A 22,211-nucleotide genomic window follows, 5' to 3' on the forward strand; every position below is an offset into this window, starting at 1 on the left:
TAACTACGACAAATTGAAGGATTAAACATGGAAAAACAGCTAGGTTTCTTGGTTGATACACAAAAATGTATCGGTTGTCGAACCTGTGAATTTGCTTGTAGAAACGAGAGGAATCGAAAGGATACCTCTCGACGAAAAGTGGTTTCGATTTCCCGAAATGATGAGAATATTTTTGGTTATCTGTCAATCGCTTGTAACCACTGCCAAAACCCGGCTTGTATGTCTGTTTGTCCGAATGCTTGCCTGAAGAAGTCTCGAGATGGAATCGTTCTGCTAGATTCAAGTAAATGCTCAGGCTGTAAGTTGTGTGTAAATGCTTGTCCGTTTCATGCCATAGCGATCAATCCCGATACGGGCAAAGCGGACAAATGTGACTTTTGTATAGAAAAACAGAGGGTGGGAGAACTTCCTGCTTGTGTTTCCTCATGCATTGTAGGTGCTATTTCTGTCATAGACATTAACAGTAATCAAAGCTCCGGGTATCAAAAAGCAATCCTTGCCTATCAAATGAAATCAATAACTTGTCCTTCTATTCGTTTCAAAGAAAAAAAGAGTCAATTACAGCGCTTCTGGGTACAAGATGAGAAGGAGTGAGTCATCATAGAAACAACCATGACCTTTCAGGAGCTAATTATTGGTCACCCTTTTCAGGAAGTAGAGATAATAAGTGGCTGGTCAGGCAAGGGTAATTTCTTTATTGATGTACAGACAAATTGGCAAGCAGTCAAGAGACAATCGATAATGATTCTAGAAGCATCGCAAGAAAACATTCAAAAGCTTCTGGAGATGTTAAACCATGATTATATTCAAGGGATTTTACTCTACCATAAGGATAAAAAATACATTCCATCGAAGTTAATCGAAGAGATGCAACGTGTATCCAAACCAGTCTTGTATCTTAACAATGGTGACTTTGATTCAATCGTTCATACAATTGAGGAAATGAAAAAACTGAAGCAGATAGGTTTATTCCGGTATGTGTGGGAACAATCGACCAGATACTGGCTAACGATGATAAATGAGAATCATATCCAAAAGGTGCTAGAGCGTTTGTCGGTCATCATCGACAATCCTGTTGTCTTGTTGGATCCCTTTTTCTTTGTGCATTCTTCCATCCCTTCCACCACAGACATTTCAGACAGATATACATTTTTGAAGCCAAGATACGCACAGATTAGAACCAGTTCTCAGGATGATTACACTTTATTGCAAGAACAACAAGAATCGTTTCTTCTGTTCAAACTAGAAAACCATGGATTTCTATTAATCAAACAGGAGCGGGGAACCATCACTGATATGACCATTGAACTGGTTTATCAGGTTTTGCCGAGCCTCCTCGTTTGGTTTAAGAAAGAAGAAGCTATACTACAGACGAATCGAAAATATGCGAATCAGTTTATTTATGATGTCTTGTATAACAATTTTGAATCAGAAGAGATGTTGATTACACAAGCAAAACTCTGGGGATGGAATTTTACAAAACAGCCTCTACTGATGGTGCTGCAATTACGTGCCGATAATGACCAATCCCTTACTATGGAATTGCTGGAGAGTATTAAACATCAGATCACCTACATCCTCCACTCACGATCTCTTCCAGGTATCGTTACCAATTTTCAGGATCAAGTAGTTATCTTTGTGTTTGATGAAATGAGTCAATCCAAAAAAGGCCGAAAAGAATTTAGTAAATTACTTGCAAACCAAATTCATCAGGTAATAGCAGGGAAGTTTCCCGAGGTAATGAATACGATTGGGTTAGGACGTTTATATCGATCCAATCTTGAGATTTTTCGTAGTTTTCAAGAAGCAAAGATTGCCCTGGAAATGGGAAGATTTCTTCATCAAAGAAAGGGCGTATGTTTGTTCGAAGAGATTGGGGTTATTCGGTTACTTAGTCTCATTAACAACGATGTTCTCATTACATTCTTTAAAGAAACCCTTGGAGAGTTACTGGAGTATGATCATGAACATGATGGAGAATTAGTTAAAACGCTTGAAATGTATTTTCAGGAAAACGGAGATATTTCTCGCACCGCTGACTTTCTTTATATTCATCCGAATACTCTGCGCAATCGGTTGAAGAAGATCGAAAGTTTACTGGATATTAGCTTGAATTCTTACGAAGATTTGTTAAATATTTTTGTCACAATCAAAATTTCACAGTTATTAAAATAGACTGCAAGTTCTAAAACTTGTAGTTTTTTTGTGTGAAAAACGTCCCCTCTCTTCCCCTCTCATCGGGGGACTGAAACGTCGGGGGATCGAAACATCTCGACGTTTTTCATAAAAGTTGGTGTGACCGCATGGCGGTCAGCATAAAACGGTCATGACCGTTTTATGTACAAATGATGAAGAAGAATCATTCTTGCATACGGATATGTGAGAAATTCACACCGCACCTCATCAAAACATGTTCATCTCTACAGTGGGGCAAGTGATACGATTTGGCTATAAACAGGGGGTGAGAAAATGCGGAGTAAACATAAAATCATCTATTCTTGCTTGGTACTTTCCATTCTTGTGATGTCGGCTTGTACGAATCAGACTACAAAGTCGGAAAATTCAATAATTGAAAGCCGGTCTTCTAACCTCGAGTATCAGGGAAAAGTAAAGCCGATTGTGGAAAGAAAGATCAAAATAACGAATGAACAGCAAAAAACGTTTGACTCTCTGATGCAATCTGGGCAACTTCAAAAACAGGGTACTGGAGGAGAGAAAGATGCAACCAAACCACACATATAGCCAGTATCTGGAAGATCGTTTTCGTATGTTCTTGGTCCTTCAGAACTTTTATGCAGGGCGTTCCTTGAAGTGGAGTGTGCAAGATTGGAAAGAGATTTGCTCAAGCATAGAGGCTTATCAACTGGTTTCACCCTGTCAGAAAATAGCGAATAGCATTGATTTATTACAAGGAATTCAAGAAGAGGAAGTACTTTCATTGGAGTATGATTTTAATCGGCTTTTTGTAGGTCCGGACAAGCTGCTTGCCTCACCGTATGAATCAAGCTATCGAAATCCCGAAAAGACATTAATGCAAAGGGAGACCTTGCAGGTTAGAGAATTTTATTCGTGGGTAGGGTTAGAGGTAGCCAACAAGGGAATTGAGCCAGATGATCATCTTGCTTTGGAACTAGAGTTTATTTGTTACCTTCTCGCCACTCATGCCGAAGAAGGATTTCCAGTCGAGTATCAAGAGTTCCTGGAGAAACATCTTTTGGTTTGGTACAAACAACATTGTGAATGTATTCACAATCATTCTGAGAATCCAATTTGCCAGGCAATGGCTTATCTCTTGGAAGGAGTATTAGAGCAGGAGCAGGAGAGGCTATTACCGATGAGAAAGAAGGGAAATGAGGCCGATGAATGACAATAAGATATCCAGACGCAGCTTTTTAAAAGTGACAGGAGCAGTTGGAGCTTCGGTTGGTGCTTTACTTGGATTGAAATTCTCCAAAGAATATGAATTTCTGGGCCTAGCTCCACAAAAAGTGAGAGCGGATAGTGCTGAACAAACATTCTTCAATGCGTGTCCACGAAATTGCTATGATACTTGTTCAATGGTAACAACTGTGAAGGACGGCACTATTACTTTTGTAACCGGGAATGAAAATAACACTTATACAAACGGGAAGTTATGCATAAAAGGGAACACCTATCCCAGGATGGTTTATTCACCAGATCGCATCAAGTATCCAATGCGTCAAATCGGTAGAGGTAGTGGCAAGTGGGAGCGGATCAGTTGGGAAGAAGCTTATACAATCATTGCCAAAAAGATATTTGAGATTAAAAAGGAATACGGCAGTACGCTTCCTATTTGTTTGAACAAATACTCTGGTAACTTCAATATTCTCAATTATGGGATTGAAGGTACATTGTCCAGCATCGGCTATACAACAAGAGCAACTGGAACCCCTTGCTGGCCTGCTGGAATCGATTCACAAGCCTTTGATATGGGGAAAATCGCCAATGCTGATCCTGAACAAATGGTTCATTCCAAGTATCTGATCGTCTGGGGGGCAAACCCGGCCTGGTGTGCAGTACACTCTATGAGCATTATTGAGAAAGCAAAAGAAAAAGGTTGCAAGATCGTTGTCATTGACCCAATTCTTACGCAGACTGCAGCCAAAGCAGATGAATATATCCAAGTCAAGGCGAGTACGGACGGCGCGTTGGCGCTAGGGATGGCCCGATATATTATCGATCACAAGTTATATGATGAGAACTGGTTGCAGCAGCATTCCAAAGGATTCCAAGAGTACCTGGATTATGTGAAAACCAATATCACCCTTCAATGGGCTTCGGAAAAAACAGGGATACCAATTGAAGTGATTGAGCGCCTTGCGAGAGAATATGCCACAGCGAAACCGGCAAACATTTGGATTGGGTACGGTTCTCAGCGCCATACCAATGGTGGAGCCAATGTCCGGGCTATTGATGCATTAGCTGCATTGACAGGTAATATCGGAATTTTAGGTGGGGGCGCAAACTATGCGCAACTTACGACTTGGGGCTTTAATTACCATGCAATGATACAAAAGGCTCCAAAGGGAAGCGGAGGGGAAAAGGATCGGGCCATCAATATTAATAATTTTGGTGCCGAGGTATTAGCGGCAAAAGAGCCACCGATCAAAATGCTATGGATCGCCTGCCGTAATCCACTTTCACAAGATCCGGAACCACAAGTTGTACAAAAAGCATTTGAGAAGATGGATCTCATTGTTACGGCTGACATGTTTATGACCAATACAGTAAAGATGTCTGATCTGGTTCTACCCGTTACGACTCCATTTGAGACTTGGGGTGTAAATGTAAGCTACTGGCACTATTGGATTAATATCAACCAACAAGCGATAAAACCGTTGTATGAAGCCAAGAGTGATGTGGAAATTGCGATGGGATTGTCCAAAAAAATGAATGAATTAGAACCAGGATCATGTACGTACCCAACGTCAGGTAATTTGGAAGAGTGGGTAGGTAAAGAATTTAATGAAGGTATTTATAAGATGTTTGATATTAACGACTGGAAAGACCTATATAAAACAGGAACTGCCAAAGCAAAAGGTATGGAAATCCAATGGAAAGAAGGTAAATTCACAACGCCATCTGGAAAGTATGAGTTCTGGTCTGAAAAGGCGACCGAATTTAATAATCATCAGCTCCCCGTCTATCTGGAGGAACTTCAGGCACCCGAGCAGTATCCAATTCGATGCATCTCTCCGCACTGGAAATTTGGGCTGCACAGCCAATTCCAGAATCTAGATTGGGTAGAGAAAATTAATAATAAACCGTTTATTGAAATTAACCCGGCTCTTGCGAAAGAGAAAGGAATCAGTGAGAACGATCATGTAAAAATGTTTAACGATATCGGTTACATTATTGTGCCTGCAAAAATTACTCAAAATGTTCCAAAAGACACAGTAGCTGTATACGAAGCATGGTATAAAGATCAAGATTTTAACGTGAATTTTACAGTAAAAGCCATACCTGCTGATATGGGAGCCTATCAAACAGGGATGCCCGGAATAGCATTCCATGATAATTTTGTAAACATCGAAAAAGCATAAGGGGGGATAGGAGGTGGCCAAAAAAGCATTTGTAGTAAATATTGATCGTTGTATCGGATGTCATGCCTGTGAGATTGCATGTAAAAGCTTTTATCAGTTGGAACCCGACATGAGTCGTCGAACCGTAAGAGAGTTGCCAGAGATCATAACTGGTGCTCCTACACGAGCATACGTGTCTTCTGCGTGTAATCATTGTGAAGATCCAGCATGCAAAAAAGCGTGTCCCGTTGGAGCGTATAGCAAAAGGGAAGATGGCATTGTCGTCCATGACCCTGGTCTGTGTATTGGTTGTAAAATGTGTGCGAAGGCTTGCCCCTATAAAGTTCCGCAGTTTAACAATACGACGAAGAAAATGGATAAATGCAGCATGTGCTATCAATTGCAGGATGACGGGAAACAACCCATTTGCGTATCAAAATGCCCAATGGATGCATTAGCAGTAGTGGATTTGGATAAGGAGCTTCGTGCCAACCTTGAAGTGTCAGTCGCTGGATTTGCAAACACTGCCATTACCCACCCGACAACTCGTTTCATCTTACCGAAAACAGGAAAGCAAGTAAGGAGGGACGTGTAATGCATGACTTTGCACTCGTAATCTTCACTATTTTTTCACAGATAGCGATTGGTGCGCTTGTGACCTTATGGCTACTGGAGACGACAGGCAGAAAAATTTCCGCTTCTTCCGGCTTTTTCATCAGTTCCGCAGTAGCTGGTATCGCGATTGTCGGAGTGCTAGCCTCCTTATTTCACTTGGGGCATCCGTTTGAAGCCTATCGGGCGATTCGCAATCTTGGGGAATCCTGGCTAAGTCGTGAAGTTACTGTATATGTACTGTTCATTTTGTTCAGTCTGGCGTATTGCTTTTATTGGAAAGCGGACCATCCAGCCAAACGAAAAACAGTGGGTGCCCTAGCCACTTTGTTCGGAGTAGGAACGATTTTTTCCTCTGCAATGATTTATACGATTCCAGCTATTCCAGCTTGGGACAACGGGTCAACCACACTCTCCTTTTTTCTGACGTCAGTGCTGTTGGGGCCTGTTTTGGTAGCGGTTGTCCTGCAATGGAGAAAAGAGCAGATGTTTAACTGTTCACGTATTACCTTAGCCACTACGAGTTTGTCCGCCGTATTTCTAGGCGTTTACCTTACATTTCTGTTCTCTGGATTAGAAGAAGCTGAGCAAACTGGAGTTCAAATCGTAAACAGTGGCATGTTTTGGATTCGCGTTGCTTTATTAGGTGTAGTACTGGCCATGCTTTTCCCAGCTATCAAAGAGAATAAGAGCAATCGTACAGTTTACTATAGTCTTCTGTTTTTCTTACTGACGATAAGTGAGCTACTAGGTAGAATCTTGTTCTATTCAACGGCGGTTCAATTATAGTCATATGTTCAAAGAAAGGAGGGTGCAACCTTGTTAAACTTGTTTAAATTGTTTAATGCGTTTGAGCGACATGTGTCACCTGTAGAGATTCAAAAGGATGTTTGTACTCGACTAAAATCGACGGCCAGCACCTGTACGCTTTGTATGGACAACTGCCCTTCAAACAGTATCAGCATAACAGCCACAGAGATCCAGAAGACAAACTGCATGGAATGTGGAATCTGTGGAATTGTTTGTCCAACTAACGCATTTTCTTGGAAGCATCCCTCCTTTAAAAGAATGCTAGAGCAGGCAGAACTTCAATTTGTGGATGAAGGCCGAGTTTATATTTATTGTTCCAACCAGTTATTTTCTGAGCCGGTAACAGGTGTAAAAGTGCCTTGTTTAGCAGCTATTCCTTGGGAAGTCTGGATGTCCATGTTGGTATCCTACCCTTCGCTTTCAATTTATTTGCCAGAGGGAAGTTGTCAAACCTGCGAGGTAACAACCGGGGAGCAGATCTGGAGCGAACAATTAGGTCGTGCGGAAGCCTTGTGTCAGAAGAAGGTGACTCGAAGCTTATCTATTGAGAAAACAAACAGGGACAATTCCTATGATAGTAGCCGTCGCCAGTTTCTTCAGCTTGCTTTTCATGAATTGAGAGAATCCGGTAAGGAGGTAATCAAAGAGTATCTTGGTGAGACACCGAATCAGAGACTAGCCGAGATACCAGAGATATCAGAGGAAATCCGGAAGAAAAAAGCGGAATTTGTAGAAAAAATCCTGAAAGAATCACGATATTCCTATGTGGAAAGACGAAAGATCTTGATGCATCAACTTAAGCAGGATCAGGAACTTATGCAACGAACGATCGTGAAGCTGCCAGTTATTAACGACTCATGTGATAGATGTGGAGCCTGTGCCATTCTCTGTCCGACACAAGCACTGCGTATGGTTGAATCGGAAAATGGGGTAGGAAGAGAAATCAGATTGCAACCAGTAACATGTGTTGAATGCGGCTTGTGTGAAGAGGTCTGTTGGGAGAAGAATATTTCGCTTAAGGAACACCCAGCCGATGTGTTGTTCCAGTCAGAAACTAGTTTGGCCTATATAAATTGCTAGAACTTGGAGGGTCTTATGCATAGAGGCACTTTTAAGTGGGGAGGCCACTTAAAAGTGCCTTCTTACCTGAAATCGACTTCTCGTTTAAGGTTAATCAAGGTTTGAAACATGAAATAAAAAACGCACCTTATTTGGGTGCGGAAAAATCCAGATTAGGTTCTCGTTCTTACAGCTAACCCACTAAAAGAAACTGGACCAACAATATCAGCTCGGGTACCTGCGGTTTGGTTTTCTGCGGTTACCGTGTAAACATGATTGCCGGGCCTTACATTGTGATCGATCGCCTGAAATGTGACCGCATAGTTTTGTTCAGAACCAGTTGATTCAATACCTTGTTTAGTATTGAAAACCTCTTTGCCGTCACGGAAGATTCTAAAACGGATTTGAGCGATACCGGTAACTCCACGGACCCCAACCGTTGCTACTAATTCAACTCGATTCGGTTGAGAATTCAAAACGGGGATTCTAATTCGAATGGTTGCTAGGTTAATCCTTCCTGGCGAACGTTTGATAATCACTGCTTTAGCTAAGTTAAAACGACGGCGTGGCTGAACGGCAGCTTTATCGAGAATACGTACCAAAAAATCATCTCCTCTTGTTTGATAGTTTCAAAATATGTTGGACAAAAGGAGAGTGATTGGACAAATATGCAACCTATAAAAATAAGGCAGATTGAAAAGAAAAACCACTCAGCTGAATTTGGGTAATTCTTCTTTTAAACATTCACAAAACAAGTTTTTAGCCGAAGATATATACGCTTGATGCCTATGTTGCAAGAGGCCAATCGGAAAATACGGTTCTGTCATTTTGACCTCTAAAGTGACGAAATCAGACGTTAGAGGCAAGGAAGAAGGGATGACTCCGACAGACGGGATTTTTTGCACAAAGGGTGGTATGGAAGAAATCTGGCTGACAGAGTAACAAAACGGCTTAGCAGCATGGCGGGATATTTCTTTTTCCAAACGCATTTGGTACAAACAGGTTTTTCCGCCTACGATCAGCGGGTACTCAAACAGTTCCTCCAGTGTAAGAGAAGCTTTTTTTGCTAATGGATGCTGCTTAGATACGATAAAAGAAATCTCCTCGCTGTATAGGTGCTCAAAGTGTAAGGAAGATAGATTGTACGGTTCCCCGCAAATGGCGAAGTCAAGCGAGTTATCCAGTAATGCGCGGGAGAGAGAGTCCGTATTCCCAACAATAAAATTGCAGGTAACATTTGGCTTGAATTCTCGGAATTTGTGAAGAACAGACGGGAGTACAGTGGCTGTCAACGTTTCGATCACCCCAATATTGAGTGTACCAATCTCTTCTTTTTGCAAGGATTTGGCTTGCTCTAAGACATAATTCCAATGCTGAATGAGTTTATCGACTTCCTGTGCATATATTTTTCCAGATGCGGTTAACTCCGCGTCCCAGCCCCTTTTAAATAGCTTGATGCCTAACTCCTTTTCCAGTCTCTGCACTTGATTGGTGACAGTAGACTGCGCGTAATTCAGCTTAGCAGCCGCCTTGGAGAACGTGCCCTCTTGAATGATGGTGCGAAAGGTAGTGAGTTCTTTTAAATCCATGCCGCTCAACTCCATCTAAAAAAATGAAAAATATTATGATTTTATTCAATTATACAGATGAAGATGAAGGGTGTAAAATTAAGCTATGAAACGGAAGGGGTGATACCAGATGCCATTCATGCGAGTGAGTTACATGGAAAATCAATACACCGAGAGGGATTTGCCAATCATAAGTCAATGTATCATGAGTGCGTTGATAGAACAGTTCAACATCCCGGAAAAAGACTTTTTCCAGGTCTTTCACGCCCATAAACCGAGCGAATTTTATTACAACCCCGATTATTTGAATATTGCGAGAACGGATCGGTTGCTTTATATCCAAATCACCTGTGGATCAGACAGAAGCAGAGATCAAAAAAGTAAGCTCTATAAAAGCTTGGCTACGCTCTTGTCCACAGAGTGCGGCATCAGGGAAGAAGATGTGTTTATTGTTCTGGTTGAAACGGAAGCGGAAGATTGGTCATTTGGAAACGGAGTCGCGCAAATGATTGGATAAGCAGTTTGTGAGAGAGAAAATAGAGAAAGTAGGAATGACGATGAAACATAAACCGATTCAATCGACTGTTCGTGAAATCATTGGGGATCTTGCGCCAGCTTTTGTCGGGTATACGGAAGAAGTTCTGTTCGGTGATGTATGGAGGAGAGAAGAACTTTCGCTACGGGAGCGGAGTCTCATTACGGTAGCCGCCCTGATCGCGAGTGAACATTCAAGTCAACTCCCTTATCATCTCAAGCTAGCCAAGGAAAATGGCCTAACGGAAGAAGAGTTGATCGAAGTGATGACTCATCTCGCTTTTTATGTGGGCTGGCCTCGTGCGGGATCGGCAATCTTACTTGCCAAAGAGGTTTTTAAGAACTGACTCCTATCGGGAGTGTAACTTTTTACTTATTCAATAAACGAATCGCTCAGGTAACGTGTGATTACCTGAGCGATTCGTTAGCCTGCTATTCATTTCGTCACAGTTACGGTTACGTTAAGTTCTTCCTCACCATACTTAGCGGTAATGACTGTCGTTCCTTTTGCTTTTCCTGTAATGACACCTTTTTTTACAGTTGCAATACTTTTGTCCTCAGACGACCAGCTTGCCTTTGCCGTGATATCCTCCTCAAATCCATTCGGATAATGGGCAGTTAGCACCAGCTTGGAGGTTTTCTTCACCTTCAGTTCCACTTCGGAGAGATGCAAAGTGTCACCGGAGTACACGTTAGTTCCAGATAAGGTTGCCCATCTCGCGTCTGCCGGAATTTGAGAGGTATTGGAGACGGTATGTACCTGTCCATCTTTACTGAAGATATAGGTAACTGCTGTTTTACTGTTATTAAAAACACCAAAATAATGTAATACCTTTCCAGAAACGGTTCCAGCATGAACGACATGATTGCCAGTACCAACGAACATTCCCATAAGCAGCGTGAAAATAAAGGACAAATGCAATATGACCTTTTTTCTGGTTTTTTCAGGTATCTCTAACCTCATTCCACGAATTCCTCCCTTTACTTGCTATATTCGCTCGATTCTATGAGCGTCTTCTATTTTTATCTGGTACAGAATAGCAATTTGCTTAGAAATTGTACCCTCCCAAAAGGATAGGTTATAGGAAAAAGGGAAGGTCCCGGATTGAGACTTTCCCTTGTCATGAATTAGCCTTTTTGAGTGGCATAACTTTGGTAGTGGGAGCCGCGTACTGCTATCAGTTTACTCTGTGAGATTAATTTGCGATCACTGATTTTCCATGTATGACTGCCTTTGTGAGCACGACGCCGGATCACGAAATGAAAGCAGTCTGTTGAATAAATCCTGTAGCGTTTGCGCCTGCAGCGTCTTAGAAAATCAACTGTCTCCCCAAGTGAAATCGGATTAAACCGGACCTTGTTGAAAATCTTTTTGCTACACAGCAACGTGGCACCCAAAATTTGATTTACAAATCTGTTCTGGGCTTTAGGATGACGCAGGATCAGCTTGGTGCTGGATTCCAGGTAGATTAGACAGGCTCTTTTTCCAACAATATTGGCTTTGGATTTCTTAAGTGCACACATCATGGTGTGCAAGTAAAAGGGTGAGTAATAATCGTCATCATCGAATCTGGCAATATACGGATGATTTGCTTTACTGATCGCATAGTTCAGACAGTATCCGAGTGATCTTTTTTCGGGGAGTTGATAAATGAAGATGTCCTTGCGGTGTTTGAATCTTCTGATATAATTGTCAAGCTTCATCGAGTTTTTGTTCAGAATGACAATCAGCTCTTTGGTCTTATACTGTTGCCGGTTATAATTCGCTAGTAGTCGGTTGAAATGCTGTGGACGATTCGTACAGGTAATGACTGTTACGGCATCAGATGGAAAGGTCAACTTTGATTTGTCTGTTACTTTCATCGGCTCGATCCTGATTTTCGACGGCGTTTCTGTTCACGCAGCAGTTCGGTTACCGTTACAAAGCGGTAGCCTTTTTGACGTAGTTTTCTTACAATGATCGCTACAGCTTTCAAGCTTTGGAACCACGGATCACATGCATGCAGCAAAATAATGGAACCGGTTCGTGTTCGAGGCACAACACGCTCCACGATTTTGTTGATATCTGTCTGCTTCCAATCCAGAGAATCCACATCCCAGTGTACAATCGTCTGATTCATGGACTTCAGCTTATGAACGACACGCTGATTCATGTCACCGCCTGGTGGACGAAACATATTGGTGTTGACGCCTGTGGTTTGACGAATAATTCTCTTTGCCGTTTTGACTTCTTTTTCAATCCAGGAATCCGTATGTTTCCTGTAATCCTTATGCTGATGCCCGTGTGAAGCAATCTCGTAACCGTTTTGGCGAATCCGCTTGGCGAGGCCGGGATTTAAGCCAGCCCATATGCCTGTAATGAAGAATGTGGCTTTCCTTACACCGATCCTTCGAAGGACGGACAGCATTCGTGGAGGTACTTGATGACCGTAAGCAATATCAAAGGTCAAAGCAATCACCTTTTGATTCGTTGAAACGCGTTGGAGAATCCGGCCAGTACTCATCTTTGGTGTATTCCTCCTTGATAGAGGGTGTATATTCAAAGGATTTTATGTTTTTTTAGCTGTTGAATCATATATTGGGCGCGTCGTTTATAGTTATGCTTCTGAACAGTGAGCATGCCTTGTTTGCGGATGCGTTCACGATCCTTGGGATGCTTCATGTAGTAGCTGACAAGCTTACGCGTCTGTTGCGCGGAGCTGGAGACAACGAGATCCCTTCCCGGCTTGAACAAACGCCGGACTTCTGGTGTATCACTGGTAATCAGGAAGCCGCCTGAAGCGAGAATTTCATAGGTCCTTTGAGTTACCTGGGTTAGTTGGTTCTGAGGACCCAGTACAATTTTGGCTGAATTATATACTTTGTGGGCGTTTGAATAAGGCAAATAGCCATGGATCCAGTTGCGCGGAATTTTGGCTCCAAGAATAGGCGCCATTTTAGCCCAGTGTCTGCCCCAAAAATCAATCCGGATTCTGTCTTGTACCAAGGGACGAATGAGATGATGAAGGGATTTGCGCCGGAAGTGTTTGGGGTATTTCTTCAATATGCGGGAGTATCCGTTGGCCACTACTGCGATATTACTGCGCAGACGTTTGACGCTTTTTCCAGCCCGGTGAACTTTGCGGTGATAGCCAAAATCCATATGGGTAGCCTTAATCCCCATTTTCTTGTAATTGTTGACCATAGAGCGGCAGATGGTAAAAACAAAGTCAGGTTTGACCGTACGGACATAGGGGCGAGAGAAGGATTCGTGATGTGTGGGATCTTCCGTAGCCCAATAAATAAAAGGGATGCCGGATGAAGTGATAAATCTTCTCACCCATAACTGTTTATATCGTCTATGTTCGATCGTCCAGCCCATGCTGATGATCAGATCAGGTTTGAACTGCTTAAGAAGACGGGGAAGTTTCTGAGGGGTCAGGGGTCCGGAGATTTTCACGGTATGTCCTGCGTCCCGAAACCCATTGGGAAGCCCGTGAATCCACATCGGATGGCTTTCTAAGAACAATACTTTCATTATTCACCCTCCGCAATTTGGTAATTGTAAGAGCGCCTTGTGAGCACATCAAAGCGAAAACCTTGACTTTTTAACCTGCGGATAATGACAGGCAACGCAACCACGGATACGTCAGAATAATCATGAAACAGGATAATACATTTGGGTTGAAGACTGCTCTCGGAAAGGACTTTCTGTACAACTTGCCGTGGAGTAGGGGGGGGAGTATAGGAATCATGCGAATCAATTGTCCAGTCACAATATCGGTATTTCCTTGACTGAAGCGCAGCTTTAATGGATAGCATGGTCTTTTTACCGCCTTGGGAGTAGCCCATACGGGTATTAGAACCACCGGGGAAGCGGAATAGACGAGGTTTAAAGCCAATCATACTGTGAAGAAAGCGTTCCATTCGATAAAAGTCGGCGAAAAAAGCTTTCTTATTCCTATAAATTTTGGAGTAGTTATGAGAATACGAGTGGTTCCCGATAGTGTGACCGTGCCTAAATATTTTCTTGTACATCCGGATACCGTAGGGACTCTGATTCGCAACCACAAAAAAAGTGCCTTTGATCCGATGCTGTTTCAATATCGCTAATATTTTATTCGTGTTCTTGGAAGGCCCATCATCAAATGTTAAGTAGGCTACCTTGTCTGTAGCTTTTTTTGCTTTATGTGAAGAAGCTTTCACTTGATCAATCCACCCCTTCTTAAAGTGGATAGCATGAACCTTGCGCGAGAGGTGTAAGTATGTCTGGCGATGGCTCGGCGTCCGTTTCTCCTGATTTTCTCCCTTTCGTTCGGATGATTCAAATAGTAACGAACTTTTCTTAAAGTCTTTGCCGGACTGGAACTGACCACCAAATCACGTCCTGGCTTCAATAACGCTCGGACTGCCGGGGTGTCACAAGTCAGGAAAAAGCCGCCTGAACCAAGCGTTTCGAAGGTTCTTTGCGTCACCGAGTCGGTATAATTTTGCAATCCCAAAATAATTTTGGCCGAGCTAAACACTTTATTGGCATCCTTGTAGGGAAGATGCCCTTTGATTGACCTTTTGGGAATCGAGCATCCAAGATAGGGCCTCATTTTCTCCCAATTCCGGCCGTAAAAGTCGATTTTGTAACCGTTTTTTAACAGTGGACGCACCAAAATGCGAATCGACTGATTGCGGTAATGCTTTGGATATTTTCGCAGTACATCCGGGTAGGCATTGGCAACAACGGCAAGATCCGCTTGATATTTCTTTTGCACTTTGGTTCGGTGGTGGACTTTGGGATGAAACGCAAAATCCAGGTGAGCAGCTGGATAGCCCATCTTGCGGAATCGTTTGGCTGTTTTGGCTGAAGTGGTAAAGGTGTAATCCGGTTTCATACGCTTCAGAAGCGGAAGGGTGAAGACCTTGGTAAAGTTCGGATCTTCTGTTGACCAATAGACAAGTGGAATCTTGTATTGGGTAGCCAATCTTCTCATTAAGCGTTGCTTAGGGACGGAATGATCAGGCCAGGCCCCCAGCCTACGGAAACAAGCAGATCTGGTTTAAAGGACGACAACAAACGGGTAAGAGCTCGTTTATCCACAGGTCCCGACATCCGTACCCGGTGTCCGAGATCTCTTAAACCTGCTGGCAAACCGATTGACCAAAGCTGCCCGCGTTCCAAAAACAATATTTTCACTAGAACCACCATCCTGTTATCACAATGGCAGATGCATAAGCAGATTTTTTGGGGTTGACATATACATGTGGGAAAGGAGGCATTCGATGAATCCATTATTTGAAGCGGTGTATCGCATTGATACGAAAAAGAAGTGCGTAGCTCTCACATTTGATATTGGTTGGGGAAACAAGGTACTTACACCTGTTCTTGATGTGTTATCAGCGAATAATGTGAAAAAAGCCACCTTTTTTCTATCCAGCACATGGGCAGTACAACGTCCACGTTTAGCTCGAAAAATTAAAAAGATGGGTTTCGAAATTGGATCGCATGGACATCTTCATGAAAATTACACCAAGCACAGCAACAAGTGGATCATCCGAGAAGTGAAATTGGCGGGTTCAGCGATACGTCGAGTTACAGGCGTCAAATGCCGTCTGATCCGCACACCGAATGGTGATTTGAATTCCCGTGTGACAAAACAGCTTGCTTCCCTTGGATACAGTACGATTCACTGGAGTGTGGACTCCATGGATTGGACGAATCCGGGAATCCGCGCTATTATTCGGAATTCTACTGAAAAAGTAAAACCAGGTGACATTCTGCTGCTTCACGCAAGCGATTCGGCGCGTCAGACACCCAAGGCCCTTCCGATTATCATCCGTAGGCTGCGAAAAAAAGGATTCCATTTTGTGACCGTACCGGAATTGATGCGCCTGAGAGTTAAATAATCTCTTTGGTCATCAATAAATCCACATTCTTTCTCCTTCCTTCATTGCTTTTTTCTGCAGTTTCAACATTATATTCATCACTTTTGTAGTTGAATAGACAAGCACCTATGAATCCTATATTTTCTTGACTGGTCTTGGATTCGGACCATCCAGACTGGAGCAACGATGATAATAGGCAGAAATCATAATAACCAAAAAGAAGCTCATGCCGTATGCTTGAGCTTCTTTGCTTCTTCTAAATGTGCTTCTGTGTTCAGCAACTCTTTGAATCTCGCGCTATTACTTTCTTTTTCCCAAAATAATTCGTCCCCATTACCCCCGCAATAATCAGCACCGAACCGATGATATGAAACAGCTTAATTTCCTCCCCAAGGAACATCGCTCCGGCAGCAATAGAGACGACTGTCGACAGATTGGAGAACACACTTGTTTTGGAAGCCTCTAATTTGGACAAGGAGTAGTTTGAGGTTAAGGCTGTAACGAGCGAAGACATCACCCCTAGGTAGAGGATCGACACGATAAAGGTACCATTGGTCAGCGGCGCGATTAAGTGGTTAAGCGTCCCAGCAGATAGGTGACCGAAGACCGATACAACGAGAAAGGTAACAAAGCCGATTCCTAACATCAAATAGGTGATTTCTACTGGCTTATACGTCTTCAAAAGCGACCGCGCCAAAACGCTGTAGCCTGCGGAAGCCAGACACGATAAGAACAACAGGAATATCCCCGTCTCGTTCGACAAATCAATGCTGCTTCCTTTCATGACAAAGATGTACACAACACCGAGCACCGACAGCAAAATGGACAGCTTCTGCAGAACGGTTGTCGCTTCCTTCAAAAATATAGAGGCCAGCAACATCGTCAAGACTGGTGTGAAAGCGTAGAGGATGCCACCTTCGGAAGAGGTAGCGTGCTGCATACCAAATGCTTGAAGCGTGAAGAATCCAAGCGGGTACATGGTGGCCAGCAGTAACGCTTTCCCTAACGGTTTGCCGCGGTAGTTCAATTTTACTTGTCCGAACAGTACCGGGATGGACATGACCGCAAAGGAAGCGGTAAAACGGTACGTCAGTGTGTCAACCGGGTTGGCGAATTCGAGCGCCATTTTGGTAAACAAGAACGAAAGTCCGATAATTGCCGCGTTCAGCACCGAACATAAATAAGCAAGTTTGAGTCCTTTTTGATTCATCATGGTTTCCTCCAGTTTCGTAATGTCTGGATCGACATCGCGCAAATCAATCCGTTACTGGAAATAGTAGGGCTTGCTGTTGATTGGAACAATCGCTTTTTATTAAAAGTGTATCGATACAGTTGGCTTGTTCTTTTATAATGAGGAGAGAAAAGGGAGGGGAGTGGCGTGAAAAAATACTTGTCGATTCTGTCAGATATGGAACAAAAAATGAACGACGGCCACTACCGTTCGGGACAAAAACTTCCTTCCGTTCGCAATGCCGCGAGCTCATACGGATGCAGTATCAGCACGATCATTCGGGCATACGCGGAACTGGAAAAGCGCCACGCCATCTATTCAATTGCTCAAAGCGGCTATTACGTGGTCGACAAACCTGGAGACAGGTCGGATGAATCCGAAAGCAAACTGATCGATTTTGCTTCGGCTTCACCTGATCCCAATCTGTTTCCGTATGTGGATTTTCAGCACTGTTTGAACAAGGCGATTGATACATACAAACACCAGCTGTTTACCTACGGCGATTCAAAAGGCCTCCATAAGCTTCGTCTCACACTTACTTCTCATCTGGCCACAGATCAAGTATTTGCAAAAATGGAGCAAATTGTGGTTACTTCGGGTGTTCAGCAGTCGTTGGAAATTTTGGCGAAAATGCCTTTTCCAAATGGAAAGTCGGTGATTTTGGTCGAACAGCCAAGTTACGATATATATTTGCGGTTTCTTGAGACGGAGGGCATACCAGTTTGCGGAATCGCTCGTTCGACAAAAGGCATTGATTTGCGGGAATTGGAGGAGAAGTTTAAAAACGGCGGAATTAAATTTTTTTACACGATGTCAAGATATCACAATCCGCTCGGCACTTCATACAGCGTGGACGAGAGGAAAGCGATCGCCCGTTTGGCAAGCAAATACGACGTGTACATCGTGGAGGACGATTACATGGCCGACTTGGGAGAGGAACAGGGTTTCGATCCTATTTACGCGTACAACACCACTTCACACGTCGTTTATGTAAAAAGCTTTTCGAAAATCATATTTCCGGGATTGAGATTGGGTGCAGTCGTTCTACCGGAACCTTTGCAAGAAATGTTCGATGAATACAAACGATACCCCGACACCTCGTTATTGTCGCAGGCGGCACTCGAGGTCTATATCAAAAATGGCATGTACGAGCGACACAAGCACAAAATTTACAGCCTCTATGCGGTGCGGGTTCGCGCGTTAAAAGAGGCCGTACGGCGGTATAACCATGCGGGATTGATTGAAATATCTGGCGAAAGCTCCGGTGTTTATACACAGTTTAAACTTCCGCCAACCGTCAATTTGGAGCAACTAACGAAGCGGCTTACGATGAGAAATGTTAGCGTTGTCTCTGGGAAAGGTTTTTATCTATCGAATTATCTAGAGCGGGAAAAGTTTTTGCGAATCAGCATTTCGCAGGCGAATCCGGAGCAGATTGACGAGGGGGTTAAAGCGATCGTCGAGGAAGTGAGAAGGGGAAGCGGAAAAGTCTAGACCCCAGCATTTACCTATGGATTTTTTACCTGACTCGACGGAAAATAAGGGTAACAAGTCTAGTATTTTCTTGGGGATATAGGAAAGCAACCAAATTCTGCAGAAGGTTGCTTTTTTCTTATTTTTGCATGAATTACCGTATTTTTTACAATGAAAAAGGACTATCGAACTAGTACAATTGGTTTATCACTTACTTACTACCCTTTAAGCCAATTAATTATATGGGGGGTGCTATCGGTTATTTACTTGCCGATAGCTTTTTTTGTTTTGGGGTTCCTCGCCTTTGCGGGGACTTTTTGCTTTAATAGGGATAAGATGAGCTCAGGAGGACGGAATATGTGCGGGCGATACACTCTTGTGACAGATCATGAGACCATGATGAAGCGTTTTTTTATTAATGGAGTACCCATTGATTTGCACCCTCGCTACAATATTGCTCCCGGGCAAATGATTCCCTCGATTATTCAAGACAAAGGGACGAGGAGAATCGGACAGCTACGGTGGGGACTTGTTCCAGCTTGGACCAAGGATGACAAGCTCGGCTATAAAATGATGAATGCCAAGGCCGAGACGATTGAGGAGAAGCCAGCTTTTCGGAATCTTTTCGCGCGGAAACGATGTATCATTCCGGCGGACGGGTTCTATGAGTGGAAGCAAACGAAACACGGCAAGCAACCAATGAGGATGACGCTAAAGAATCAGGGATTATTTGCTTTTGCTGGACTGTACGATACCTGGATTCGTCCTGATGGGGAGAAAATCCATAGCTGTACGATCATTACGACTGAACCTAATCGTATTGTGGCTGATATTCATGAGCGGATGCCCGTCATTTTAAGACCTGAGGATGAGGGAATATGGCTAGATCGTGAGGAGTATGATCCAAAATTGCTTCGATCCTTATTGGTTCCTTACGACGCAAACGAAATGGAAGCCTACCCTGTCTCGGCCAAAGTAGGAAACGTCCGGTACGATCAGCCGGAATGCATAGCTAAAATAACGGAAACCCACCTTAATTGAAAGGTGGGTTTTGCTTAGAATTATCGCTGTGTACCTTCTTCGCGATTTTTCCCTCTCATGCCTGCAAGACCGAACAATCCCAAGAGACCAAGCCAGCCCCAATTGGAAGTGCGGGTTGGGGTTGTTGCATTTGTCCGGTAGCCAGTATTTGTTCCAGTGGTACCGTAGGTCGATGGAGTGCTAGTTGTTCCATAGGTGCTTGGAGTGGTTCTGGTTCCGTAAGTGCCTGTTCCAGTAGTTCCGTAAGTGCCAGGAGCGTATGTCCCGGTGGTTCCATAGGTACCGTAAGCCCCTGGTGTGGTAGCAGTAGTACCGTAAGCTCCAGTTGTGGGACCAGTAGTTCCATACGTGCCAGGAGTTGTTCCATAAACACCAGGTGTTCCGGTAGTAGTACCCATTGTTCCAGTAGTACCCATTCCTGTTGTTCCGGATACGTTCCGATTACCAACAGTTTCAGCACTTGCTGCTGAACCCAAAACAAATGTCAAAACTAAGGCCAAGGCAGTTATGTTCATTTTTTTCAGCATAATTACCCCCAGTAGTGTAGTTTTGTTTTAGCGTATTACAAGCAGTATTTTTCCCCGGGGGTATGTTTTTATTACACGGTATACTTCTTGGTGTTTTTTTTCTCATTTACCTAAATCAATAACCACACGAGTAACGAAGGGATACTTAGCTAAAAAACAAGTCAAGAATATTATTAGAAAGTAATGAGTCCTGCTTGTAAAATTCACTGTAGCCACAAGAGTTACAAGATACAACAGAATATCGCTGGTAATGTACATCCAGCATGCGGGATAGCACGCCACCGGTCGCGGACATCTCCGTAACAGAAGCGGAGGAAGAGCCGCACTTGGGACAGCCTTTTCTTTTGTTTTGGCTCAGAGTTTCTTGGCGCGTGCAACGACATTTTAAATTATGATCTAACCGTTCCTTACAAATTCCACAAACATCAGTCATTTCATCACCTGCTAAATTATGGTATTTATCAATTGTAACATTGGATTCGTTAATTCCCCAATAAAAAAACCGCATTATTTATAAAATAATACGGTCCGTTCGGTGCTGTGAAAGCTAGGCAATCCCCAGTACATCGGTAAGTAGGGATAATCCTAATAAAATGCCCAATACTAAGGTGGAGAGAACCGCCCACTTTCTTTGAACACCCACTGTTCCTGGTAGGATCGATCGAGCGTACATCGTCAATCCGACGGCGATAAGGATGAATTCGATCACGATGCTGACGATTGAAAATTGCCATAATCCAAAACCAAGAAGCGGCAAATTACCATAATTGCCAGGCAAGATGGGAAGGTCTGGGCGATGAACCAGAAGATCCAGAATCCAATGGCTAAATACCATTGCGGAAATAATCAAACCGCCTCTTAACCCCCATAGGTACTTCGCAAAATGTCCAGCCACCATAGCAATGAACAAAGCGCCAACGAGCGAATGCGTGTAATCGGCGTGAATAATGCTTCCACCGTACCCAGGAGCGACAGGCTCCATCGTCTCCACGCCGCTTAAGAATAACGGAACGAAAATGACATCGAGCAATTGCGTGCTAAGCATCAATGCCCAAAGCGGTACTTGCTTGGTTTTGGCTTTCACCGCTGCCGCTAATCCGAAATGTCCTGCAAACATTTAGTTCACTCCCTTTCCTGTAGATCGAGCTTTTGCGTCCAGCCACCCGCCTAATCCCGTAAAAAGTAAGACAAACAGAATAAAGTTCATTTTCAGCCTCTCCCATCAGATGTTTTCTCACTGTGAAGATTTTCTGTAAAGCCCGACAACATAACGTCAATGGCTAGCTCAAAGGTTGGGGTCAATCGCTCCATTAACTGCTCGCAGGACTCCGTGGATTGGAGGTAGGTTGTGATTACCCCATTTAGGAGAAAAAAATAGATGCGTGTGTACGCAAGCAGCTGTTCCTCATCGATCTGGTCGCCAACGTAATCCTGGACTCCCTGACGCATCAACGCGAACAAATTGTTCCGTATTTTTTGTACTTCCAAAGCAGGCTCTTGTTCGTCTACGCGTGACGATTTGGCCATGAAAAACAGGGAGTACATATTTCGATTCAGCAAACAGAACTGGATGAACGTCAGACTGAAGGATTTTAGCCGCCCAACTGCGGGCAAATCCTGAATCAGGGTGATCGACTTAAGCTGCTCCTGCAAGGCAGTCAATGGCTCCATGGAAAGCTGGTGAAGGAGCGCTTCTTTGTCTTTGTAATACAGATAAATGGTGGTATGCGAGCATCCAGCCGCTTTGGCGATCTCCCGCATAGTGACGGAATCATACCCGCGGACGGCAAAAAGCTGTTGAGCTGCCAACAAAATAGCCTGTTTGGTTTCCTCAGCGCGAATTTCTTGACGGGATCTAGTCATAAATAACTTACTCCTTCTGGGGAGGTTGGATAAATAATTTTAGCAGTTGCTCTGCGAAGTAAACTAACCATTGGTTATAATATAACCAATGGTT

At 43.4% G+C, this 22,211-nt stretch carries 27 protein-coding genes; 13 read left to right on the top strand and 14 right to left on the bottom strand.

Features of this window, described 5'->3' with window-relative positions:
• Positions 1–27 precede the first annotated feature (27 nt).
• The 8 genes from ACQCN2_RS00695 to ACQCN2_RS00730 all read left to right on the top strand — a co-directional run bounded on the left by ACQCN2_RS00695 (position 28) and on the right by ACQCN2_RS00730 (position 8,045).
• The gene (locus tag ACQCN2_RS00695; RefSeq protein ID WP_426926961.1) at positions 28–594 is read left to right on the top strand and encodes a 4Fe-4S dicluster domain-containing protein; all 567 of its coding nucleotides are present in this window, start codon (positions 28–30) and stop codon (positions 592–594) included.
• Between the two features lie 147 nt (positions 595–741).
• Positions 742–2,175: a PucR family transcriptional regulator gene (locus ACQCN2_RS00700; RefSeq protein WP_426926962.1), complete on the top strand. Its 1,434-nt coding sequence runs from the start codon at positions 742–744 to the stop codon at positions 2,173–2,175.
• A 294-nt stretch (positions 2,176–2,469) separates the two neighbouring features.
• Positions 2,470–2,742 carry a hypothetical protein gene (locus ACQCN2_RS00705; protein ID WP_426926963.1) on the top strand — a complete coding sequence of 91 codons (273 nt, stop codon included), beginning with the start codon at positions 2,470–2,472 and terminating at the stop codon, positions 2,740–2,742.
• Entirely contained in the window at positions 2,720–3,367 is a 648-nt protein-coding gene (locus ACQCN2_RS00710) for a TorD/DmsD family molecular chaperone (RefSeq protein ID WP_426926964.1), read from the top strand. The genes ACQCN2_RS00705 and ACQCN2_RS00710 overlap by 23 nt, the downstream gene beginning before the upstream one ends.
• Entirely contained in the window at positions 3,360–5,564 is a 2,205-nt protein-coding gene (locus ACQCN2_RS00715; RefSeq protein WP_426926965.1) for a molybdopterin-dependent oxidoreductase, read from the top strand. Before ACQCN2_RS00710 ends, ACQCN2_RS00715 begins: the two co-directional genes overlap by 8 nt.
• Before the next feature lie 13 nt (positions 5,565–5,577).
• Positions 5,578–6,138, top strand: coding sequence for a 4Fe-4S dicluster domain-containing protein (locus ACQCN2_RS00720; RefSeq protein WP_426926966.1), 561 nt, complete (start codon positions 5,578–5,580; stop codon positions 6,136–6,138).
• The gene (locus tag ACQCN2_RS00725) at positions 6,138–6,944 is read left to right on the top strand and encodes a dimethyl sulfoxide reductase anchor subunit family protein (protein WP_426926967.1); all 807 of its coding nucleotides are present in this window, start codon (positions 6,138–6,140) and stop codon (positions 6,942–6,944) included. The genes ACQCN2_RS00720 and ACQCN2_RS00725 overlap by 1 nt, the downstream gene beginning before the upstream one ends.
• 30 nt (positions 6,945–6,974) lie before the next feature.
• Complete coding sequence (locus ACQCN2_RS00730) at positions 6,975–8,045, top strand: 4Fe-4S dicluster domain-containing protein (RefSeq protein ID WP_426926968.1); 1,071 nt, start codon at positions 6,975–6,977, stop codon at positions 8,043–8,045.
• A 152-nt stretch (positions 8,046–8,197) separates the two neighbouring features.
• Here ACQCN2_RS00730 and ACQCN2_RS00735 read toward each other — a convergent pair whose 3' ends face one another.
• Both ACQCN2_RS00735 and ACQCN2_RS00740 read right to left on the bottom strand, forming a co-directional pair.
• A complete protein-coding gene (locus tag ACQCN2_RS00735) occupies positions 8,198–8,626 on the bottom strand; it encodes an exosporium protein C (protein WP_426926969.1) in 429 nt (142 codons plus the stop codon).
• A 108-nt stretch (positions 8,627–8,734) separates the two neighbouring features.
• Positions 8,735–9,613, bottom strand: coding sequence for a LysR family transcriptional regulator (locus ACQCN2_RS00740; protein WP_426926970.1), 879 nt, complete (start codon positions 9,611–9,613; stop codon positions 8,735–8,737).
• A gap of 109 nt (positions 9,614–9,722) precedes the next feature.
• Here ACQCN2_RS00740 and ACQCN2_RS00745 point away from each other — a divergent pair, with 109 nt between their 5' ends.
• Together ACQCN2_RS00745 and ACQCN2_RS00750 are read left to right on the top strand one after the other, a co-directional pair.
• A complete protein-coding gene (locus ACQCN2_RS00745) occupies positions 9,723–10,109 on the top strand; it encodes a tautomerase family protein (protein ID WP_426926971.1) in 387 nt (128 codons plus the stop codon).
• Positions 10,110–10,149: 40 nt separating this feature from the next.
• Positions 10,150–10,473 (top strand): carboxymuconolactone decarboxylase family protein, encoded by a 324-nt coding sequence (locus ACQCN2_RS00750; protein WP_426927500.1) that lies wholly within the window; start codon positions 10,150–10,152, stop codon positions 10,471–10,473.
• An 89-nt stretch (positions 10,474–10,562) separates the two neighbouring features.
• Here ACQCN2_RS00750 and ACQCN2_RS00755 read toward each other — a convergent pair whose 3' ends face one another.
• From ACQCN2_RS00755 to ACQCN2_RS00785, 7 genes are all read right to left on the bottom strand, one after another.
• Positions 10,563–11,090 carry a hypothetical protein gene (locus ACQCN2_RS00755; RefSeq protein ID WP_426926972.1) on the bottom strand — a complete coding sequence of 176 codons (528 nt, stop codon included), beginning with the start codon at positions 11,088–11,090 and terminating at the stop codon, positions 10,563–10,565.
• A 164-nt stretch (positions 11,091–11,254) separates the two neighbouring features.
• Entirely contained in the window at positions 11,255–11,989 is a 735-nt protein-coding gene (locus ACQCN2_RS00760) for a glycosyltransferase family 2 protein (RefSeq protein WP_426926973.1), read from the bottom strand.
• Complete coding sequence (locus tag ACQCN2_RS00765) at positions 11,986–12,630, bottom strand: polysaccharide deacetylase family protein (RefSeq protein WP_426926974.1); 645 nt, start codon at positions 12,628–12,630, stop codon at positions 11,986–11,988. Before ACQCN2_RS00765 ends, ACQCN2_RS00760 begins: the two co-directional genes overlap by 4 nt.
• A gap of 35 nt (positions 12,631–12,665) precedes the next feature.
• Positions 12,666–13,643: a CgeB family protein gene (locus tag ACQCN2_RS00770; RefSeq protein ID WP_426926975.1), complete on the bottom strand. Its 978-nt coding sequence runs from the start codon at positions 13,641–13,643 to the stop codon at positions 12,666–12,668.
• Positions 13,643–14,311, bottom strand: a complete 669-nt coding sequence (locus ACQCN2_RS00775; RefSeq protein ID WP_426926976.1) for a polysaccharide deacetylase family protein — start codon at positions 14,309–14,311, stop codon at positions 13,643–13,645. Before ACQCN2_RS00775 ends, ACQCN2_RS00770 begins: the two co-directional genes overlap by 1 nt.
• A complete protein-coding gene (locus ACQCN2_RS00780) occupies positions 14,308–15,090 on the bottom strand; it encodes a CgeB family protein (RefSeq protein WP_426926977.1) in 783 nt (260 codons plus the stop codon). Before ACQCN2_RS00780 ends, ACQCN2_RS00775 begins: the two co-directional genes overlap by 4 nt.
• Positions 15,090–15,293, bottom strand: a complete 204-nt coding sequence (locus ACQCN2_RS00785; RefSeq protein WP_426926978.1) for a DUF3880 domain-containing protein — start codon at positions 15,291–15,293, stop codon at positions 15,090–15,092. The genes ACQCN2_RS00780 and ACQCN2_RS00785 overlap by 1 nt, the downstream gene beginning before the upstream one ends.
• Before the next feature lie 86 nt (positions 15,294–15,379).
• On the opposite strand from ACQCN2_RS00785, the gene ACQCN2_RS00790 reads away from it, so the two are divergent.
• Complete coding sequence (locus tag ACQCN2_RS00790; protein ID WP_426926979.1) at positions 15,380–16,003, top strand: polysaccharide deacetylase family protein; 624 nt, start codon at positions 15,380–15,382, stop codon at positions 16,001–16,003.
• Positions 16,004–16,256: 253 nt separating this feature from the next.
• Here ACQCN2_RS00790 and ACQCN2_RS00795 read toward each other — a convergent pair whose 3' ends face one another.
• Positions 16,257–17,192: a DMT family transporter gene (locus tag ACQCN2_RS00795; protein ID WP_426927501.1), complete on the bottom strand. Its 936-nt coding sequence runs from the start codon at positions 17,190–17,192 to the stop codon at positions 16,257–16,259.
• A gap of 168 nt (positions 17,193–17,360) precedes the next feature.
• On the opposite strand from ACQCN2_RS00795, the gene ACQCN2_RS00800 reads away from it, so the two are divergent.
• Both ACQCN2_RS00800 and ACQCN2_RS00805 read left to right on the top strand, forming a co-directional pair.
• Positions 17,361–18,707, top strand: a complete 1,347-nt coding sequence (locus ACQCN2_RS00800) for an aminotransferase-like domain-containing protein (RefSeq protein WP_426926980.1) — start codon at positions 17,361–17,363, stop codon at positions 18,705–18,707.
• A 336-nt stretch (positions 18,708–19,043) separates the two neighbouring features.
• A complete protein-coding gene (locus tag ACQCN2_RS00805) occupies positions 19,044–19,727 on the top strand; it encodes an SOS response-associated peptidase (RefSeq protein WP_426926981.1) in 684 nt (227 codons plus the stop codon).
• A 20-nt stretch (positions 19,728–19,747) separates the two neighbouring features.
• On the opposite strand, the gene ACQCN2_RS00810 is transcribed toward ACQCN2_RS00805, so the two are convergent.
• The 4 genes from ACQCN2_RS00810 to ACQCN2_RS00825 all read right to left on the bottom strand — a co-directional run bounded on the left by ACQCN2_RS00810 (position 19,748) and on the right by ACQCN2_RS00825 (position 22,117).
• Positions 19,748–20,254: a WGxxGxxG family protein gene (locus ACQCN2_RS00810; RefSeq protein ID WP_426926982.1), complete on the bottom strand. Its 507-nt coding sequence runs from the start codon at positions 20,252–20,254 to the stop codon at positions 19,748–19,750.
• A 145-nt stretch (positions 20,255–20,399) separates the two neighbouring features.
• Positions 20,400–20,762, bottom strand: coding sequence for a zinc ribbon domain-containing protein (locus ACQCN2_RS00815; RefSeq protein ID WP_426926983.1), 363 nt, complete (start codon positions 20,760–20,762; stop codon positions 20,400–20,402).
• A 39-nt stretch (positions 20,763–20,801) separates the two neighbouring features.
• Positions 20,802–21,371, bottom strand: coding sequence for a permease (locus tag ACQCN2_RS00820; protein WP_426926984.1), 570 nt, complete (start codon positions 21,369–21,371; stop codon positions 20,802–20,804).
• A 92-nt stretch (positions 21,372–21,463) separates the two neighbouring features.
• Complete coding sequence (locus tag ACQCN2_RS00825; RefSeq protein ID WP_426926985.1) at positions 21,464–22,117, bottom strand: TetR/AcrR family transcriptional regulator; 654 nt, start codon at positions 22,115–22,117, stop codon at positions 21,464–21,466.
• Between the last annotated feature and the right edge of the window lie 94 nt (positions 22,118–22,211).

The sequence above is a fragment of the Brevibacillus ginsengisoli genome, from assembly GCF_050113715.1.
GTDB classification, from domain to species: domain Bacteria; phylum Bacillota; class Bacilli; order Brevibacillales; family Brevibacillaceae; genus Brevibacillus_H; species Brevibacillus_H ginsengisoli.

What these genes read in the sequence shown, in the direction of transcription:
- ACQCN2_RS00695 (WP_426926961.1), top strand. Translation starts at nt 28, where the DNA reads ATGGAAAAACAGCTAGGTTTCTTGGTTGATACACAAAAATGTATCGGT.
- ACQCN2_RS00700 (WP_426926962.1), top strand. Translation starts at nt 742, where the DNA reads ATGATTCTAGAAGCATCGCAAGAAAACATTCAAAAGCTTCTGGAGATG.
- ACQCN2_RS00705 (WP_426926963.1), top strand. Translation starts at nt 2,470, where the DNA reads ATGCGGAGTAAACATAAAATCATCTATTCTTGCTTGGTACTTTCCATT.
- ACQCN2_RS00710 (WP_426926964.1), top strand. Translation starts at nt 2,720, where the DNA reads ATGCAACCAAACCACACATATAGCCAGTATCTGGAAGATCGTTTTCGT.
- ACQCN2_RS00715 (WP_426926965.1), top strand. Translation starts at nt 3,360, where the DNA reads ATGAATGACAATAAGATATCCAGACGCAGCTTTTTAAAAGTGACAGGA.
- ACQCN2_RS00725 (WP_426926967.1), top strand. Translation starts at nt 6,138, where the DNA reads ATGCATGACTTTGCACTCGTAATCTTCACTATTTTTTCACAGATAGCG.
- ACQCN2_RS00740 (WP_426926970.1), bottom strand. Translation starts at nt 9,613, where the DNA reads ATGGATTTAAAAGAACTCACTACCTTTCGCACCATCATTCAAGAGGGC.
- ACQCN2_RS00745 (WP_426926971.1), top strand. Translation starts at nt 9,723, where the DNA reads ATGCCATTCATGCGAGTGAGTTACATGGAAAATCAATACACCGAGAGG.
- ACQCN2_RS00750 (WP_426927500.1), top strand. Translation starts at nt 10,150, where the DNA reads ATGAAACATAAACCGATTCAATCGACTGTTCGTGAAATCATTGGGGAT.
- ACQCN2_RS00755 (WP_426926972.1), bottom strand. Translation starts at nt 11,090, where the DNA reads ATGAGGTTAGAGATACCTGAAAAAACCAGAAAAAAGGTCATATTGCAT.
- ACQCN2_RS00760 (WP_426926973.1), bottom strand. Translation starts at nt 11,989, where the DNA reads ATGAAAGTAACAGACAAATCAAAGTTGACCTTTCCATCTGATGCCGTA.
- ACQCN2_RS00765 (WP_426926974.1), bottom strand. Translation starts at nt 12,630, where the DNA reads ATGAGTACTGGCCGGATTCTCCAACGCGTTTCAACGAATCAAAAGGTG.
- ACQCN2_RS00770 (WP_426926975.1), bottom strand. Translation starts at nt 13,643, where the DNA reads ATGAAAGTATTGTTCTTAGAAAGCCATCCGATGTGGATTCACGGGCTT.
- ACQCN2_RS00780 (WP_426926977.1), bottom strand. Translation starts at nt 15,090, where the DNA reads ATGAGAAGATTGGCTACCCAATACAAGATTCCACTTGTCTATTGGTCA.
- ACQCN2_RS00790 (WP_426926979.1), top strand. Translation starts at nt 15,380, where the DNA reads ATGAATCCATTATTTGAAGCGGTGTATCGCATTGATACGAAAAAGAAG.
- ACQCN2_RS00795 (WP_426927501.1), bottom strand. Translation starts at nt 17,192, where the DNA reads ATGAATCAAAAAGGACTCAAACTTGCTTATTTATGTTCGGTGCTGAAC.
- ACQCN2_RS00805 (WP_426926981.1), top strand. Translation starts at nt 19,044, where the DNA reads ATGTGCGGGCGATACACTCTTGTGACAGATCATGAGACCATGATGAAG.
- ACQCN2_RS00810 (WP_426926982.1), bottom strand. Translation starts at nt 20,254, where the DNA reads ATGCTGAAAAAAATGAACATAACTGCCTTGGCCTTAGTTTTGACATTT.
- ACQCN2_RS00815 (WP_426926983.1), bottom strand. Translation starts at nt 20,762, where the DNA reads ATGCGGTTTTTTTATTGGGGAATTAACGAATCCAATGTTACAATTGAT.
- ACQCN2_RS00820 (WP_426926984.1), bottom strand. Translation starts at nt 21,371, where the DNA reads ATGTTTGCAGGACATTTCGGATTAGCGGCAGCGGTGAAAGCCAAAACC.
- ACQCN2_RS00825 (WP_426926985.1), bottom strand. Translation starts at nt 22,117, where the DNA reads ATGACTAGATCCCGTCAAGAAATTCGCGCTGAGGAAACCAAACAGGCT.